The sequence below is a fragment of the Duncaniella freteri genome, from assembly GCF_004766125.1.
GTDB lineage: Bacteria > Bacteroidota > Bacteroidia > Bacteroidales > Muribaculaceae > Duncaniella > Duncaniella freteri.
Genome location: NZ_SJSA01000001.1, coordinates 855275 through 870882, shown reverse-complemented (window position 1 = coordinate 870882; position 15608 = coordinate 855275). Strand labels below are relative to the sequence as shown.

The following is a 15608-nucleotide window of genomic DNA, read 5'->3' as shown; positions in this document are numbered from 1 at the left end:
GATATATGAATCAACCTTTAGCATACGTTCACCCCGAGGCCAAGATACATCCCAGTGTGGTGATAGATCCGTTTGTGACTATACATCGCAATGTGGAGATCGGTGAGGGCACGCATATCTGCTCCAATGTGACTATAATGGAGGGTGCACGCATAGGCAAGAACTGTACGATATATCCGGGAGCTGTGATCTCAGGTGCGCCTCAGGATCTTAAGTTCAAGGGTGAGGATACAGTAGCCATAATCGGAGACAACACTGTGATCCGAGAGTGTGTCACAGTTCACCGCGGGACTGCATCGAAAGGCAAGACCATAGTGGGCAGCAACTGTCTGATCATGGCATACTGCCATGTGGCTCACGACTGTGTAGTGGGCAATAACGTGATCATGTCTAATGCCGTTCAGATTGCCGGAGAGGTTGTGGTTGACGACTTTGCCGTGATAGGTGGCGGTGCGCTTATCCATCAGTTCTGCCATATAGGCTCGCATGTAATGCTTCAGGGTGGCGCGCTTGTCAACAAGGACATACCACCTTATGTGAAGGCGGGTCGCGAGCCCATTGCATATGCCGGTGTGAATTCAATCGGCCTTCGTCGTCGCGGTTATTCCAATGAGACTATCCGTGATATCCAGGAGATATACCGTTACCTGTATCTTTCGGGTCTGAATAATTCGGATGCGATAAGCCGGATAGAGGCTGAGCTTCCTGCTTCAAAGGAGCGTGACGAAATCATACTTTTCGTGCGCAACTCTAACCGCGGTATAATCCGTGGGTACGTGTAATAGCACACGGACTTATCATAAAGACACTCTTCATTCTCACATTTATAACCCTCTCCCCCACCGTGAAACGATTAGTCACGTTGGTAACAGCTTTGGCAGGAATCTTCGCCGCGGTCAGTCCCCGTGCGGAGATGCCTGCCACGGTTGTTTCCGAAGCTCATATCAATAATCTTTCAGGAAAATCAGGTAAAGGTCTTTCTGATGCCATAAGAAAGGAATTCAAGCCGCAGAAGCTAAATGGGACCGACGGTCTGACATGTGATCTACAGGACCATTTTACAGGTAGGACGGTCAGCATCATAAACGGTTGCTTTCCGGCAGGGTATGAGTCGGGAGAGATAGTCCCTCATAAATGGTGGACGTATATTGATGAGGCTGGAGGGGATGATATTAAAAAGGATTTGAATAATCTCATACCAATGACCGCGGATGACATCAGGCGAAAGAGTGATCTGCTTCCGGGGAAGGTTGATATACCTGAATTCAGTTCCGCGTATTGGAGTGTGGGCATCGGTAGCATATACGGAAAGGAGACCGACTTGTATTCTCCTCCTGAACAGCTGCGTGGACGAGTGGCAAGAGCGTTTTTCTATGCGGCAGTCATGTATCCTGCTGACATTTTTACTCCGCGCGGGTATAATATGATGGATACGGATTATCCGTATTTCAGTGTATATGGGAAAGAATTGCTTGTGAGATGGTCCAAGGAGTATCCTGTCACTCCTGAAGAGATGGAATGGGAGGCTCGTGCAGCAGCAATGCAGGGTGGAGGAAATCCGTTTGTGAAGTACGCGGAACTGTCAGAATACATATGGGGTGACAAAGCCGGAGAGGTGTATAGAGTGGGTGATGATCCTGTGCCTCTGCATTCGACTTATCATCTGGAGATTGACCGCGTGTATCTCTCATCACCGCATATACCGGCAGATGCGGTGTGGAAGATTGACGGTACGACTGTTACCTCAAAAGTGCTTGAGGCTTCAGAGATAGGGATCGGATCTCATGATCTTGAGTACAGTTCAGAGAGCACCGGAGAGACCGGACGGATGATGATTAAGATTGTTCCGTAGCTTTAACAAGATACCATTATGAGACTGATGATTATACGTGTATTTATTATTTCGGCTGTTGCAGCCGCATGTTTCTGCTACATGACAGGTTGCAGTCACGATGATCCTATTGACAGGGTATCTGCTATGCGCCCTTCTGGTGATGGGAACGGCGGATCCTCAGGTAACGGAGGTCCGGGTGCAGGACATAAGCCGGACACAGCCGATGATGCATTCCGAAAAGAATTGGATGATGATGTGTTCCGGGTTATCGGTCTGGGTGCTGATATGAGGTATGACCGTGGCGGGATATTGTTCTCCGTGACAAAAGACGGACACAGGATTGTGAGGGATCTTGACGGTGCTGGCGAGATTACAGTCGGATTAGGTCAGGAGAGCAGCGATTCTATAATGTCCGGAGCAACTGTGGTTGTGAACGGTGCAGAATTCCAAGTAAGTGAAATAAAGATGATGCACAGAGGAAATGGCCGCACATGGTATCGTGTGACCGCCAACGATGGTGAATCAGGTGTAATGGTGCTTTAATCTGCCAATCCGGCAGATTATATTTATTTCTGTAGGATTCTCGCCATGTCGCGCTTGTCCTCGCGCTCTTTTATGGACTGTCGCTTGTCATACTCTTTTTTGCCTCGTCCTATGCCGATCACGAGTTTTGCGAGACCGCGCTCGTTTATGAACAGTCTTAGAGGGACAATTGTGAATCCTGCTTCCTTGCCTGACTTTTCAAGTCGGCTTATCTCCTTGCGTGAAAGAAGGAGCTTACGGTCACGGCGTTCGGCATGATTGTTGTATGAGCCATAGAAATATTCGGCGATATACATATTCTTTACCCATACCTCGCCGTGGTCGACATAGCAGAAAGTGTCGACAAGAGATGCTTTGCCTGAGCGTATCGACTTGATTTCGGTGCCTGTAAGCACTATGCCGGCTGTATATGTGTCACCGATGGCATAATCGAATGTGGCTCGTCGGTTCTTTATGTTGATATCTTTGGTCTGCATGTCAGAATAGAATTGAGAAGATGAAGTGGAAGATGTAGGGGGGGCACAGCACTCCCAGCACGGCAAGTATCATGAATAAACCGGTGCTTTCGGTGCGTATGCGCATGTATGAAGTGCCTCTGAACTGTATGAGCACTATGTAGAGAGCAAAGAAGAAGAGCATTATCTTAGGCAACGGAAAGCAGTTGAAGATAATGGTAATGAGAGCGAGCAGTCCGAGGGTGTAAAGTGTGAATGTCTGGCATTTCTCTTCGTCATATTCTCCATCGACCATCGGCTCCATGAATATCGACAGAATGAATGTTCCGAAGAAATATGAGATGAAGTATACCACAAATGTGATAATCATATCGATGAACAGAGTGAGGAACTCCACGTGATGCAGGAACATAGCGCGGACAAATACACTGACCGCGGTAATGGCTATGAGCGGGAGAAATCCGTCGACTGCCAGACGCGACGGTGAGACATCACCTTTTTCGATATCTTCCCATCCGTTGCGTGGTGAGAGAATGAGCTGCAATAAACATTTGAGGTAATCTTTCATCTTGGTCAACAAGTTGTTTATAAGGAGTACAAAGTTACTAAGAATAAATTTCTTAAATACGTGGTAAAGACATCAATGATTGTATATGGCTTGATTGATTAACTAATTTTAACTGAGTGTTAGGGATATTTTGACTACTTTTGTAAGTAATATGCACTTGAATATTGCATATGCTCGAATAATAGAAGGAATAAGAACAATAGATATATAATATGGAAATTACAGGCAAGATCATAGTTGCTTTGCCCGAAGTGGGAGGTACCTCTGCTAAGGGAAATGTATGGAAGAAGCGCGAATATGTGCTTGAAACCCAAGAGACTTATCCCAAGAAAGTTGCATTTAATTTCTTTGGTGACCGTGTCGACCAGTTCCCCCTTCAGGTAGGTCAGGTGGTGAAAATAAGTTTTGACATCGATAGCCGAGAGTTCAACGGGCGTTGGTATGTAGATATCCGTGCCTGGAAAGCGGAGGCTCCCGACCAGCCTGCGGCTGGAGCCCAGCCCGGTATGGCACCTGCGGCTGTGCCATCTTACGGGCCTGCTACTCAGATGCCTGGAGGCTATGCTACCCCTGGAGCTCCTGTGCCTCCTCCTGCTGTGGATCTTGCTCCAAGCCCAACTGACGATCTGCCTTTCTAAGAGAGCAATAATAAAAATAATCAGGGTGACAGGAATCATTTCCTGTCACCCTGATTATTTTTATTATATGTGCTTTTGTTTAAGCCTCGTACTTTTTAATGATTACGGTGGCGTTGTGACCGCCGAATCCGAACGAGTTGGAGAGGGCTGCACGTACCGGACGGTTCTGAGCCTTGTTGAAGGTGAAGTTGAGAGTGTAGTCGATGTTCTCGTCCTCGTCTCCTTCCTCATGGTTGATGGTTGGGGGCACAACGTCGTTCTGGCATGCGAGCACTGAGAACATTGCCTCAAGTGCACCGGTAGCCCCGAGCAGGTGTCCAGTCATTGATTTTGTAGAGCTGATGTTGAGCTTGTGAGCGTGTTCGCCGAAGAGTTCAACGATAGCTTTCACCTCGGAGATGTCACCTACAGGGGTAGATGTGCCGTGAACGTTGATATAGTCGATGTCCTCAGGCTTCATTCCTGCATCCTCAAGAGCGTTGCCCATTGAGAGGATTGCGCCGAGACCTTCGGGATGAGTTGCAGTGAGGTGATATGCGTCGGCACTCATGCCTCCGCCGGCAACCTCTGCGTAGATCTTTGCGCCGCGAGCCTTGGCGTGCTCAAGCTCTTCAAGGATGAGGACTACCGAGCCTTCGCCCATCACGAAGCCGTCGCGTGACTTGCTGAACGGACGTGATGCGGTCTCGGGTGACTCGTTGCGGGTTGAGATTGCATGCATGGAGCTGAAGCCGCCTACACCTGCGGGGAAGATGGCTGCTTCGGCACCTCCGGTAACTATGGCGTCGGCTTTGCCAAGACGGATGAGGTTGAATGCGTCGATGATGGCATTGTTGGATGATGCGCATGCCGATACGACACCGAAGTTGGGACCGTGGAGCTCATACTCCATGGAGATGTGGCCGGAAGCGATGTCGGCAATCATCTTGGGGATGAAGAACGGGTTGTATTTTGGGCCCTGCTCTTCGCCGTGAACAGCATAATAGCCTGCCTCTTCCTCAAAAGTGTGCAGGCCGCCTATGCCGGCAGCGACGATTACGCCGGTACGGTTGCGGTCAAGGTTCTCGGCGTCAAGAAGTTTTGAATCCTCCACGGCCTGGCGGGCTGCTACGATGGCATACTGGGCGTAGAGGTCGAGCTGACGTAATTTTTTGCGGTCAAAGTGGTCGTTTGCGTTGAAGTTCTTGACTTCACAGGCAAACTGGGTCTTGAATTTGGAAGCATCGAAATGGGTGATGGGAGCTGCACCGCTCACTCCTGCCAGGGCATTCGCCCAAGTGGTGGCAACGTCATTGCCTATGGGGGTGATGGCTCCGAGACCTGTGATGACTACTCTTTTAAGTTCCATTATAATTAGGTGTGTTAGAGACTGGGTTAGTAGGTGAGAGATAAGTTAGTCAACCAATCCTGATGCTAACTTGAAAATTGAAATAAGGCTCCACTTTGCCAATAGGCGCAAGTGGAGCCTTTGATGGGTCACGACCGCTTATATCTTCGCGGATGCCGATGTTGGAGGCTCCGTGGTGAAAATGTGGAGCGGACGGAGGTGAGACTTATTACTTCTGGTTAGCCTCGATGTAAGAGATGGCGTCAGCAACGGTCTTGATGCCTTCAGCCTTGTCGTCGGGAATGGTGATGCCGAATTCCTTCTCAAATTCCATGATGAGTTCAACGGTGTCAAGGCTGTCTGCGCCAAGATCTTTGGTGAATTCTGCGGTTTCGGTTACTTCGTTTTCGTCAACACCGAGCTTATCTACGATGATAGCTTTTACTCGAGATGCAATTTCAGACATAGTAGTTAAAAGAGTTTTGATTAGTATTATCGAATTTACGGTGCGGATATGAAATCACATTCGCGGTGCAAAGGTAAGCAAAATTTCTACAATACATGAACTTTTAAACGTATAAAGATGTTAATTAGGCTCCGTTTTCGTGAGAATTGTTCAAAAATACCTGAATTTTGACCTTTATGATGGATTTATTTAACAATGTAGGTGTAAACAAACAGAGTCATGCCGTGTGTTACACATGTATCACCTATCAGATTGTCAATAAATTTATTTGGCAGAGGTGAATTAATTTATCAAATTTGCAGTGAAATTAGAGATAAAATGAAAAGTCTTGTTCTTTTAGCATCGGGAGCCATTCTCGTTGCCGCTGTTGCTACAGGATGTGGTGACGCGAAGAAGAAATCAGTGGGAGATGTGGAGGTTACAAGCTTCCCTGTAAGGGAGGTCATACTGTCGGCCGATAAGAATTTCCGTATTGTGCTTGACGGTGACACCTCATATCTCGACCAGTATGCGTCGATACATTGGCCGGAGGCGTTCGGGGAGTCGGATATAGCTCCGCTGCGTGATTCGTTGATGAGGTATTGTTTCGGCGATTCGGTGTTCTCCTCGCCGGAGGATGCCATCAGGCATTTCGTGAATGATACCACAGTGTTCGGGGAGTCTAACGGCACTGTGAAATTGATGCCTGTGGACTCCCTGCCTGCTCCAAGCGATGGGGTCAGGTGCTATTTTAATAATGTGACGGCGTCTGTGATAGAGTCTGACGAGTCAATGGTGACGTATCAGGTCACGACCTCGGTGTATCTTGGAGGAGCGCACCCTATGACTACTGTCCATCCGTTCACTTACGATCTTGCCGAGGGGCGTGTGCTTGATGTGGGGAATATGTTTACCGCTCAGGGGCGCGATTCTATCATGCCTGTGATAATCAATGCGCTTGCGCGTCAGCTTGATGTCCCGGTGTCAGGGCTTGATCGTGCAGGCATATTCTCGTCACAGCTTACATATCCCGGTCAGCCTTATATTAATAATAATGTGTTGTATTTCCACTACAATCCTTATGACATCGCGCCATATTCTTCAGGAATGATCGATGTGGCTGTGTATCCTTATGAGGTGGAGCGTTTTCTCGCCCCTGGGGTGATAAATCTTTTTGATGTCGGTATATGAAAAGGAAATATTGAGCAAAGAAAATAGATGAAAAAGAATTGGGTAGTAAAAACCTATTTGTTTTTATTTCCCAATTCTTTTTTATGTCTTTAATGGTTGATAGTGCTAATACACTATATATTCACCGGGGTGTGGTACAAACGGTTCCAATTCCCGACCCAGATTATTTCTACGGTAGGTCTTATAGTCTGGCGTAAAATGTAAAACTCTATTGTGGCTATCCGATAAGTATACAGGTTCAAGAGAATCTTCAAACAGGACTACACATAAGATCGAGTTTGGTCTTTTGCGTGTCAACATCTTTCCGTTCGGCATTTTAGTGACAGGGTCGAGAGGCATCAGTTCCATTTCTAAGTAGTCATTTTCGTGTTTCATGAAATGGACTGCAATGGCTTTTTTGTTGATAATAGGATGGTTGTCGGCGATGAAGAAACTGAATATTAACGGCACAAGGGTGTCAATATTTATTTTAGGAGCTATTTCATGTGCCACCTTTTTTGCTGTCTGAATAATTTGAGCCTCTTTTTCGGGCTTAAAATTCATTTTTTTTGACTCTTTATAGGCTGTGTCCTCTCCGTATGTAAAGAATGCAGAGGCCGCGATAGCAAGGATCAGAAAGATATATTTTTTCATGATGACAGGAAAATAATAGGGGTATTAATAAAATTTATATGGGGATCTTTGTCGGGGGCCAAAAACATATGTTGTTGGGAAGTCTGCTTCTGTTTCATAATCATAAGTGCCCCATACGCTGCTATAACTATAGTCAAAAACAAATCCGGGGATATCTAATTTATATGCAAGATTTTCATCCTCCTGTGATGCACCAGTGAGCCGATAGTCCGGTCCGTAATATGGGGGATGACAATGATAAAATGCACATACTTCATATGGGAATAGAGGTTTGCCTAAATTGACATATGCTTCATTCCCAAATGTGAAAGGAACTAAGGGGCCGTAAACCCATTCTCCAATAAAATAAGAATTTGAGCTATGTCTATAATAAATGAAGAAACCGATTTCACGTCGTGAAAAATGAGTCGCATAAGTCAGCATTTCTTTCCATGCATTAAGGGCTTCAAGTATTACTTTCTCAGATTTTAAAATTTCATATATATCCGGATATTCTAAAACCGACATACGTCTACTGGCATCAGTTCTTTCTGAGTTATTTGGATAGAGGTCGTCTTCGGTGCCGTGGCAAGAACTTAATGATAAGAATAGTGCGATTGGTAAGATTTTTGCGGCGTGATATTTAATTTTTTTCATAAAGGCTGGTTGTTTAAGGAGAGATTGATGATGTGTTTTCACGGATAATCAGTCTATATTATAAGATTATGGTTTGGCACTGTTGAGTATTATGAGTGATTGATGTGTTTTGATATGATATTTTTTGATTCTGTTGCAATATAATGGATTATTTTATAAAAAACAAATAAAATGCATATTGTTTAACATTAATTATCAATCTGTATTATTTTTGTGGTGTGATATTAAAATGCGCCCCGGCTCTCTTGGTTGAGGGTCGGGGCGCATGGGGAACTATTGTTCACGAGGAAAGGTTAGGGTAATTCGGGAGCGGCAAATATTACGATACGGTTCCAGTCGTTTGTTGGGTAGATCTGGGTGTCGGAACCGGCGGCTTCGAGGATGAGGCGGCTATCGGAGATTCCATAATCGCCTGTGAGGATGTCGGCGACAGCTTTGGCGCGGCGTTCGGAAAGCTTCATGTTGTAGGCTGCTGAACCGGTGTCCTTGTCGGCGTATCCGCGTACTACTATCTGAGCATTGGGATTTGCTTTCATATATTCGGCAATGTTGTATACATTGACCATCTCCTCGGAGGATACATATGCTGAATTAAGTTTGAAGCGTACAGTGGGGAACAGCGTGGTCGATTCAGCTTCTACGGTCACTGTCTCGGGCACCTCGGGGCATGGCAGCTGTGCTTCTGCTGCGGCAAGGGCTGCTGAGGTGGTGGCGAGTGCCGCACGCAGGTCGTTGACCTGGGCATTAGCCTGAGAGAGAGCGTTCACATAATCGCAAGGATTGTAACGCTGGAATTTAGAGCCGGTGAAGTGGATGATGACGCCACCCACAGCGGCTATATCAAGGTCAAGCGGACGGCCGTAGACGGTGTTGTTGAAGTTGTCGCCATAGAATGTGCTGCGGCCTTCGGCGAAGATGTCGACATAGGGGCTGACGCGGAATCGCAGCTGTATGCCTGCTGATACCGGCATGAGCCACTGGTTGCCCTTGATGTTGCCGTCATTGCTACGGTCGTTGGCAAGGGCATTGTCGCGGTAATGGAACACATATGTGCCGCCAAGGCCGACGAAAGGTACTATGGAGAATGCTCGTGAGGGGTTGTAGCCGGAAATGGAGTTGAGCATGTCCCACATGAAGTCGACATTGAGATTGGCGGTGCGGGCCGATGCCATGGCGTCGCCTCCTTTATAATGCATGGAGCCGTAGAGTGCTGAGAACCGGAATCCGAGATAGGGTGAGATCCAGCGTCCGACACCGAGATTGTAGATGGCTGTTATGTGGCGGTCCTTGGAGCCCCATTCGACTAAGGGCACGCGCATGCCTGCGCCGAGTTGTACATACCAGTTATCGCGCCATGATCCGGGAGTGTAGATGTCTTTGCAGGGAACCTGTTCTACATCGAAAGTGCTCTCTTCGACTACGACAGCTGTCTCCTGAGCGTTTGCGTTGCCGGCAGTCAGTAAGACCCCGCCTAAGGCTGCCAAAAGAAATAGTTGCTTTTTCATTACTCTCATAAAGTTAAATGAAACTTGTGTAGATGTTTTTTAGTCTTTCTAAGTATGATACTTTATGAACTTGTAACGTTAAGCAATCTTTAATTGTTCAAAGGAAAATAAAATTAGGCAGCTGTAGTGTGAGAATTAACAGTGTTGTGTTAAATGTGTTAATTATGAGCTAAAAAAGGTTGCAATAGGGCACAAAAAAAGGGGTAAGCTGACTACATCGCACCGCTACGACCCGATACCGTTGCTTCGATCAAGACCTGGCGGAGTTCTCGGGGAGCTGGTCGTGTAGGACTTACCCGAGTGCAAAGGTACGACTTTTTTCTATTACTGCAAGCATCCTGATCGTCGTTAACATTATTTTGGTTAAAAAGAGGGTTGGCTATATAAAATATGGATGACGCGGTGGGATATATGGAAAGATTTTAGTACTTTTGTGGAAATTTGGAAAAGAATGGCCAGGAACCTTCAACAACGCATTGCCAGACTCCAGTCCAAAGCCTCGTTGCTCACTGACCGCTATAAGGCGGTGAAACGTGCCAAAGAGGAGGTGGAGTCACGAGAAATGCAGCTTCGGGCGGAGGTGGCGCGGCTTCGGCGGGAGATTTCCGTCAAGGATGCCGAGATCGAATGCCTGAAAGTGACATCGGTGCTAACGCCCGATCACAAAGATGTGGAGGTGACAAGGGCATTCCTATCCGAGTTAGTGCGCGAAATCGACAAGTGCATCGCCCAGTTAAGCATCTGATGTCCGAAAAAAAACATAACATATCCATCCATATCGCCGACCTCCCACGCATTCAGCTAAATGTGCCTCTCAGTCAGGAGCCATTGGTGAGAAGAGCCGAAGAAAATATCAACGGATTGTGGAAAAAGTGGAAGGAGAAGGATGAGTTCAGCGACAAGTCATCGGCTGAGATTCTGGCTATGGTGACTTTCAGGTTTGCCCAGTTGTATTATAGCAATCTTGAGGCGGCCGAGAGTCTTGACAGAGTCCTGAACGATCTGGAGCAGGAGTTTGATTACCTGCTTCTTGAAGATGTCGCTCCATAAAGCTGCCCCATGGCTTGGCTTAAAGGCGAAACACACCGGTCCATCACGCACGATTGACTTATTTCTGAAACGAACGCATTCTCTTTGCGGAGATGTCGCTTCCAGGAGGGTCAACACGTGTGTTTTTTATATCTTTATTCATCTTTATTTTACAGTTTAACATTTTTATGATTATTCTACTTTATATCGCCATCGCATTGATCGGAGCCGCTTTGGGTATTGGAATACTCGGAGCCGTGCAGAAGGCTACAGGACGCTCACGTGCAAAGACAATAGTCGAGGACGCTCAGCGCGAGGCGGAAGTCATCATGAAGGACAAGCTTCTTGAGGCTCGCGAGCAGGAGCTGCGTATAAAATCCGATGCCGAGAAGGCTGCCAACCAGCGTCTGTCACGCGTGCAGAGCGAAGAGGCGAAGATTAAGCAGCGTCAGGCTCAGCTCAACCAGCAGCAGAGTGAAAACACCAAAGCCCGCAATGAGATTGACCAGACCCGCCGTGAGCTTGAAGCCCAGGGACAGGCACTCGAAGCAAGAGGTGAAGAGCTGGAGCGTATGCGCAAGTCGGCTCAGGAGACACTTGAACACATCTCGGGACTCTCAAGCGAGGAGGCAAAGGAGAAGCTTATAGAAAGTCTCAAGGATGAGGCAAAGACTGCTGCCGCAGCATATATCCATGACATAATGGACGAGGCGAAGATGACAGCCAACAAGGAGGCTAAGCGTATAGTCGTGCAGTCTATACAGCGTCTTGCCACGGAGACCGCAATAGAGAATTCGGTGACTGTGTTCCATATCGACAGTGATGAGATCAAGGGTCGTATAATCGGTAGAGAGGGTCGTAATATTCGCGCTCTTGAGGCTGCTACCGGCATTGAGATCATCGTGGATGACACCCCCGAGGCGATTGTCCTCTCGGGCTTTGATCCGGTGCGTCGCGAGATAGCGCGCCTCGCCCTTCACCAGCTCGTGGCTGACGGCCGTATTCACCCTGCCCGTATAGAAGAAGTGGTAGGCAAAGTGCGCCGCCAGATTGAGGAGGAGATTGTCGAGACCGGAAAGCGTACAGCCATCGATCTTGGCATCCATGGTCTGCACCCCGATCTGATACGTATGGTGGGCAAGATGAAGTATCGCTCAAGCTATGGTCAGAATCTGTTGCAGCATTCACGTGAGACTGCTAATCTGTGCGCCATCATGGCTTCGGAGCTCGGTCTTAATCCCAAGAAGGCGCGTCGTGCAGGACTTCTGCACGACATAGGCAAGGTGCCTGATGAGGAGCCCGAACTGCCCCATGCACTCCTCGGCATGAAACTCGCCGAGAAATATAAGGAGAAACCTGAAATATGCAATGCCATAGGTGCCCATCATGATGAGATAGAGCAGACATCGCTTCTTGCTCCTATCGTACAGGTGTGTGATGCTATTTCGGGAGCACGTCCCGGAGCGCGTAGAGAGATTGTCGAGGCGTATATCAAACGACTCAATGACCTTGAGCAGCTTGCCCTGTCGTATCCGGGTGTTATAAAGACTTATGCTATCCAGGCTGGTCGTGAACTGCGTGTCATAGTGGGAGCCGACAAGATCGATGATGTAGAGACCGAAAAGCTGTCGGAGGAGATAGCTCGTCGCATCCAGGACGAGATGACCTATCCCGGACAGGTGAAGATCACCGTAATCCGCGAGACTCGTTCGGTAAGTTTTGCAAAATAAGGAGGGTCGGACTGATGGAAGAGAAAGACCGCCGCTGTCCGCGCGGCAAGCTCCATTGTTTCAACTGGCTCGAAGATATCCCGGGAACCTCTACTGAATATGACATTGTCGAGGTCCAGTTCAAGAATACCAGAAAAGGCTATTACCGCAATTCGCTGAACCTTCCTCTTGAGACCGGCGATATGGTTGCGGTGGAGGCTTCTCCGGGTCATGACATAGGCAGTGTAACTCTCACCGGCAAACTTGTGGCACTTCAGATGCGCCGTGCCGGAGTGAAGAATGAGGCGGAGATCAAGAGGGTGTTCCGCAAGGCAAAACCTGCCGACATAGAGAAGTATGAAGAGGCACGCGCTCGTGAGAACGACACTATGATACGTGCCCGCAAGATAGCCGAGTCGCTTAGCCTTAACATGAAGATAGGCGATGTGGAGTATCAGGGCGACGGCAACAAAGCGATATTCTATTATATAGCTGATGAGCGGGTGGATTTCCGTCAGCTCATCAAGGTGCTTGCCGACACGTTCAAGGTGCGTATAGAGATGAAGCAGATAGGCGCGCGTCAGGAGGCGGGGCGTATCGGCGGTATAGGGTCGTGCGGCCGTCCGCTCTGCTGTGCAAGCTGGATGACTAATTTTGTTTCGGTCGGGACCAGTGCGGCACGTTACCAGGACATATCGCTAAATCCTCAGAAGCTTGCCGGGCAGTGTGCAAAGCTCAAATGTTGCCTTAATTTTGAGGTGGACACGTATGTGGAAAGCTCTAGGTTCCTTCCCGAGAAGAATGTACGCCTGGAGACTGCCGATTCCACATACTATCATTTCAAGACCGATATCTTCAAGAAGGAGATAACATATTCTACCGACAAACAGATGGCAGCAAATCTGGTGACCATCGATGCGGAAAGGGCGTTTGAGGTGATAGAGATGAACAAGCGTGGTGAGAAGCCTGTCAAGCTTGAACGTGAAGGCGCGGAGAAGTCCAAGGAGAAAGCCAAGCCGATAGATCTTGCCTCGCAGGATGACTTGACACGCTTTGACAAGAGTAAAAAGAAAAAGAAGAAAAAAAAGTCACAGGGACAGCCCCAGTCTCAGCCACAAAATAATGGCGGGGCGCAGCAGATATCCTCGCAGGGGCAGCAGCCAAAGCAGCAGCCCCAGAAACCGAAACAGCCTCAGTCTGCTCAGTCTCATAAAGATAATCCAGCAGGGCGTCAGCCTCGTCAGGACTTTGTGGATCGAAAGCCGCGTAATGACCGTCAGGGGCAGAAGCCCCAGGCTAAGGAGCGTCAGCAGCCTTCATCTGGGAAACCTAAGGAGCAACAGCCGAAGGATAACCCTGCTCCGAAGCCGAAGGAGCAGGACCAGCCTGCTCAGCGTCCTCAATTGGCAAACCGCGGACCCAAGGCTTTTCGTACACCGGAGCAGCAAGGTGAATGATGTGAACATTTCATTCAAATAATAATTGATAACAGGATCAGTTGCCTTATGAAGAGGCTTATCTATATTATTTCAGCAATCGCCGCCCTCGGAGCGGCGGTTGCTGCGTGTGGGGATGCCGAAAGAGAATATAGCCGTTGGGTTGATATCCCTGCAAAAGGGTGGGCGTATGGCGACACATTGAGGCTTGTGCCTGTTGATACGTCGCTTCACGACAATGACTCGCTTGTGCATCGTGGGCTCCGTCTTGGGCTTACTCACACTAATGATTATCCTTATTCCAATCTTTGGATTGAGGTGACATACCGAGGTGAAAAATTTTCCTATAGAGATACTCTCAACATCACATTGGCGGATGTCTACGGACGATGGATGGGGAGTGGGTTCGGGGCTAATTATCAGCATGAGATAATGCTTAATCCGAGAGCCGATATTGATCTGTCTCGACCGGTATTTGTGCGCCATATAATGCGCGTTGACACTTTGCGCGGTCTTGACCGAGTGGGAGTGTCGGTGCGATGATGTCCGCAGGAAATAGATAAACAGGCACGCCGGGTGAATTTTCACCCGGCGTGCCTATGATTTTTTAATCTCTATTAAAAAATCAGGAGATGAACATCAAATGTTTATCTCCTGATCAGTGCTTGTAGCGAGACCGAGAATTGAACTCGGGACCTCCGGGTTATGAATCCGACGCTCTAACCAACTGAGCTATCTCGCCGTTTTGCGGTGCAAAGTTAGTGATAATATTGAGATTGGCAAAATAATTTCATAAAAAGTTTTCAACATTTTATTTACATTTTGTCAACAAATGCTTTCTGATTAATTGTAGATAAGTGTTGATAACTCTATATGATTTTATTTAATATGCTTGTAAACAGTGTAATATGGTGTTGATAATATCCTAGGGTATTTTTGCAAAAATGTTGATAACTATGTAATGAGTGTTGATGTCTATTTGTGTTGAGGTGGAAATAAAAAGAGCGACATTCTCCCAGGGTTGTCGCAACTTGGGGAATATGTCGCTGTCTTTTACTCAACAATAACATTTTTTTGTCTGCTTACATGTTTGGTTCAATGGGGCAGACCACTATGAGTTTTGTATCCTATGCAAAATTACTATTTAAAATATGAATAGCATATACCTAAAATACATGATTTGTCCGTAAGGTGATGGTGATGTCTAATTGTTATTAGTGATGATCATGCGTTGTCTCTGCTTTTTTTCAATGAGATCTCACTGTATGTTCATACATTTTATATTAATATATGGAGCGACTTTTTTGTGGCAGTATACCCCTTGGAGGGGTCAAAAATAGGTGCAGGAACAGAAAAAATAAAAATATTTGAATTTTTTTGTCAAAATATTTGGAGGATTCAAAAATAGTGCCTACCTTTGCATCGCTTTAAGCAAGAAAGGGCGCTTAGCTCAGCTGGTTCAGAGCATCTGCCTTACAAGCAGAGGGTCGGGGGTTCGAATCCCTCAGCGCCCACCACTCAAAAATCTTTCTTGCTTAGCATGATAAGCCAATCAACTCGGGCGCTTAGCTCAGCTGGTTCAGAGCATCTGCCTTACAAGCAGAGGGTCGGGGGTTCGAATCCCTCAGCGCCCACACCGAGTTCAACGCCGATTCCGTT

The 15608-nt window shown here is 47.4% G+C and carries 17 protein-coding genes, 3 tRNA genes and 1 other RNA gene; 12 read left to right on the top strand and 9 right to left on the bottom strand.

Going from position 1 to position 15608, the window contains the following annotated elements; genetic code table 11:
• Nucleotides 1-5: 5 nt before the first annotated feature.
• The 3 genes from lpxA to EZ315_RS03790 all read left to right on the top strand — a co-directional run bounded on the left by lpxA (nucleotide 6) and on the right by EZ315_RS03790 (nucleotide 2377).
• A complete protein-coding gene (gene lpxA / locus EZ315_RS03800; protein WP_135470753.1) occupies nucleotides 6-782 on the top strand; it encodes an acyl-ACP--UDP-N-acetylglucosamine O-acyltransferase in 777 nt (258 codons plus the stop codon).
• A gap of 62 nt (nucleotides 783-844) precedes the next feature.
• Nucleotides 845-1852, top strand: coding sequence for an endonuclease (locus tag EZ315_RS03795; protein ID WP_135470752.1), 1008 nt, complete (start codon nucleotides 845-847; stop codon nucleotides 1850-1852).
• Nucleotides 1853-1870: 18 nt separating this feature from the next.
• Nucleotides 1871-2377 (top strand): hypothetical protein, encoded by a 507-nt coding sequence (locus EZ315_RS03790; protein WP_135470750.1) that lies wholly within the window; start codon nucleotides 1871-1873, stop codon nucleotides 2375-2377.
• Between the two features lie 23 nt (nucleotides 2378-2400).
• Here the strand turns inward: EZ315_RS03790 and smpB are convergent, their stop codons facing one another.
• Together smpB and EZ315_RS03780 are read right to left on the bottom strand one after the other, a co-directional pair.
• Nucleotides 2401-2853 carry an SsrA-binding protein SmpB gene (gene smpB, locus EZ315_RS03785; RefSeq protein WP_135470748.1) on the bottom strand — a complete coding sequence of 151 codons (453 nt, stop codon included), beginning with the start codon at nucleotides 2851-2853 and terminating at the stop codon, nucleotides 2401-2403.
• Nucleotide 2854: 1 nt separating this feature from the next.
• Complete coding sequence (locus tag EZ315_RS03780; RefSeq protein WP_135470746.1) at nucleotides 2855-3400, bottom strand: DUF1282 domain-containing protein; 546 nt, start codon at nucleotides 3398-3400, stop codon at nucleotides 2855-2857.
• A 212-nt stretch (nucleotides 3401-3612) separates the two neighbouring features.
• Between EZ315_RS03780 and EZ315_RS03775 the strand changes: the two genes are divergently transcribed.
• Nucleotides 3613-4038, top strand: coding sequence for a DUF3127 domain-containing protein (locus EZ315_RS03775; RefSeq protein WP_135470745.1), 426 nt, complete (start codon nucleotides 3613-3615; stop codon nucleotides 4036-4038).
• A gap of 79 nt (nucleotides 4039-4117) precedes the next feature.
• Here the strand turns inward: EZ315_RS03775 and fabF are convergent, their stop codons facing one another.
• Together fabF and EZ315_RS03765 are read right to left on the bottom strand one after the other, a co-directional pair.
• Nucleotides 4118-5386 carry a beta-ketoacyl-ACP synthase II gene (gene fabF, locus EZ315_RS03770; RefSeq protein WP_135470743.1) on the bottom strand — a complete coding sequence of 423 codons (1269 nt, stop codon included), beginning with the start codon at nucleotides 5384-5386 and terminating at the stop codon, nucleotides 4118-4120.
• A gap of 208 nt (nucleotides 5387-5594) precedes the next feature.
• Nucleotides 5595-5831, bottom strand: coding sequence for an acyl carrier protein (locus tag EZ315_RS03765; protein ID WP_135470741.1), 237 nt, complete (start codon nucleotides 5829-5831; stop codon nucleotides 5595-5597).
• 318 nt (nucleotides 5832-6149) lie between these two features.
• On the opposite strand from EZ315_RS03765, the gene EZ315_RS03760 reads away from it, so the two are divergent.
• Complete coding sequence (locus tag EZ315_RS03760; protein WP_170957450.1) at nucleotides 6150-7001, top strand: DUF3298 and DUF4163 domain-containing protein; 852 nt, start codon at nucleotides 6150-6152, stop codon at nucleotides 6999-7001.
• A 105-nt stretch (nucleotides 7002-7106) separates the two neighbouring features.
• Here the strand turns inward: EZ315_RS03760 and EZ315_RS03755 are convergent, their stop codons facing one another.
• From EZ315_RS03755 to ffs, 4 genes are all read right to left on the bottom strand, one after another.
• Nucleotides 7107-7634: a hypothetical protein gene (locus tag EZ315_RS03755; RefSeq protein ID WP_135470738.1), complete on the bottom strand. Its 528-nt coding sequence runs from the start codon at nucleotides 7632-7634 to the stop codon at nucleotides 7107-7109.
• A gap of 24 nt (nucleotides 7635-7658) precedes the next feature.
• Complete coding sequence (locus EZ315_RS03750; protein ID WP_135470736.1) at nucleotides 7659-8270, bottom strand: hypothetical protein; 612 nt, start codon at nucleotides 8268-8270, stop codon at nucleotides 7659-7661.
• A 293-nt stretch (nucleotides 8271-8563) separates the two neighbouring features.
• Nucleotides 8564-9775 (bottom strand): OmpA family protein, encoded by a 1212-nt coding sequence (locus EZ315_RS03745; protein WP_170957449.1) that lies wholly within the window; start codon nucleotides 9773-9775, stop codon nucleotides 8564-8566.
• Between the two features lie 199 nt (nucleotides 9776-9974).
• An RNA gene (gene ffs, locus EZ315_RS03740) (signal recognition particle sRNA small type) lies at nucleotides 9975-10073 on the bottom strand.
• A 153-nt stretch (nucleotides 10074-10226) separates the two neighbouring features.
• Between ffs and EZ315_RS16305 the strand changes: the two genes are divergently transcribed.
• The 5 genes from EZ315_RS16305 (at nucleotide 10227) to EZ315_RS03720 (ending at nucleotide 14492) form a co-directional block, all read left to right on the top strand.
• Entirely contained in the window at nucleotides 10227-10520 is a 294-nt protein-coding gene (locus EZ315_RS16305; protein ID WP_170957448.1) for a hypothetical protein, read from the top strand.
• Nucleotides 10520-10825, top strand: coding sequence for a cell division protein ZapA (locus EZ315_RS03735; protein WP_160651365.1), 306 nt, complete (start codon nucleotides 10520-10522; stop codon nucleotides 10823-10825). The genes EZ315_RS16305 and EZ315_RS03735 overlap by 1 nt, the downstream gene beginning before the upstream one ends.
• Nucleotides 10826-10917: 92 nt before the next feature.
• A complete protein-coding gene (gene rny, locus EZ315_RS03730) occupies nucleotides 10918-12534 on the top strand; it encodes a ribonuclease Y (protein WP_369699091.1) in 1617 nt (538 codons plus the stop codon).
• A 14-nt stretch (nucleotides 12535-12548) separates the two neighbouring features.
• Nucleotides 12549-13970: a regulatory iron-sulfur-containing complex subunit RicT gene (locus EZ315_RS03725; RefSeq protein ID WP_135470728.1), complete on the top strand. Its 1422-nt coding sequence runs from the start codon at nucleotides 12549-12551 to the stop codon at nucleotides 13968-13970.
• A gap of 48 nt (nucleotides 13971-14018) precedes the next feature.
• A complete protein-coding gene (locus EZ315_RS03720; protein ID WP_135470726.1) occupies nucleotides 14019-14492 on the top strand; it encodes a gliding motility lipoprotein GldH in 474 nt (157 codons plus the stop codon).
• A 125-nt stretch (nucleotides 14493-14617) separates the two neighbouring features.
• On the opposite strand, the gene EZ315_RS03715 is transcribed toward EZ315_RS03720, so the two are convergent.
• Nucleotides 14618-14691: transfer RNA gene (locus tag EZ315_RS03715), tRNA-Met, on the bottom strand.
• A 697-nt stretch (nucleotides 14692-15388) separates the two neighbouring features.
• On the opposite strand from EZ315_RS03715, the gene EZ315_RS03710 reads away from it, so the two are divergent.
• Together EZ315_RS03710 and EZ315_RS03705 are read left to right on the top strand one after the other, a co-directional pair.
• Nucleotides 15389-15466 (top strand) — tRNA-Val (locus EZ315_RS03710).
• Between the two features lie 42 nt (nucleotides 15467-15508).
• Nucleotides 15509-15583, top strand: a tRNA-Val gene (locus tag EZ315_RS03705).
• Nucleotides 15584-15608: the final 25 nt, after the last annotated feature.

Coding starts and splice junctions, on each gene's coding strand:
- fabF (WP_135470743.1), bottom strand. CDS start 5,386: ATGGAACTTAAAAGAGTAGTCATCACAGGTCTCGGAGCCATCACCCCC.
- EZ315_RS03725 (WP_135470728.1), top strand. CDS start 12,549: ATGGAAGAGAAAGACCGCCGCTGTCCGCGCGGCAAGCTCCATTGTTTC.
- rny (WP_369699091.1), top strand. CDS start 10,918: ATGTCGCTTCCAGGAGGGTCAACACGTGTGTTTTTTATATCTTTATTC.
- EZ315_RS03745 (WP_170957449.1), bottom strand. CDS start 9,775: ATGAAAAAGCAACTATTTCTTTTGGCAGCCTTAGGCGGGGTCTTACTG.
- EZ315_RS03755 (WP_135470738.1), bottom strand. CDS start 7,634: ATGAAAAAATATATCTTTCTGATCCTTGCTATCGCGGCCTCTGCATTC.
- EZ315_RS03780 (WP_135470746.1), bottom strand. CDS start 3,400: ATGAAAGATTACCTCAAATGTTTATTGCAGCTCATTCTCTCACCACGC.
- EZ315_RS03765 (WP_135470741.1), bottom strand. CDS start 5,831: ATGTCTGAAATTGCATCTCGAGTAAAAGCTATCATCGTAGATAAGCTC.
- EZ315_RS16305 (WP_170957448.1), top strand. CDS start 10,227: ATGGCCAGGAACCTTCAACAACGCATTGCCAGACTCCAGTCCAAAGCC.
- EZ315_RS03750 (WP_135470736.1), bottom strand. CDS start 8,270: ATGAAAAAAATTAAATATCACGCCGCAAAAATCTTACCAATCGCACTA.
- smpB (WP_135470748.1), bottom strand. CDS start 2,853: ATGCAGACCAAAGATATCAACATAAAGAACCGACGAGCCACATTCGAT.
- lpxA (WP_135470753.1), top strand. CDS start 6: ATGAATCAACCTTTAGCATACGTTCACCCCGAGGCCAAGATACATCCC.
- EZ315_RS03790 (WP_135470750.1), top strand. CDS start 1,871: ATGAGACTGATGATTATACGTGTATTTATTATTTCGGCTGTTGCAGCC.
- EZ315_RS03775 (WP_135470745.1), top strand. CDS start 3,613: ATGGAAATTACAGGCAAGATCATAGTTGCTTTGCCCGAAGTGGGAGGT.
- EZ315_RS03760 (WP_170957450.1), top strand. CDS start 6,150: ATGAAAAGTCTTGTTCTTTTAGCATCGGGAGCCATTCTCGTTGCCGCT.
- EZ315_RS03720 (WP_135470726.1), top strand. CDS start 14,019: ATGAAGAGGCTTATCTATATTATTTCAGCAATCGCCGCCCTCGGAGCG.
- EZ315_RS03735 (WP_160651365.1), top strand. CDS start 10,520: ATGTCCGAAAAAAAACATAACATATCCATCCATATCGCCGACCTCCCA.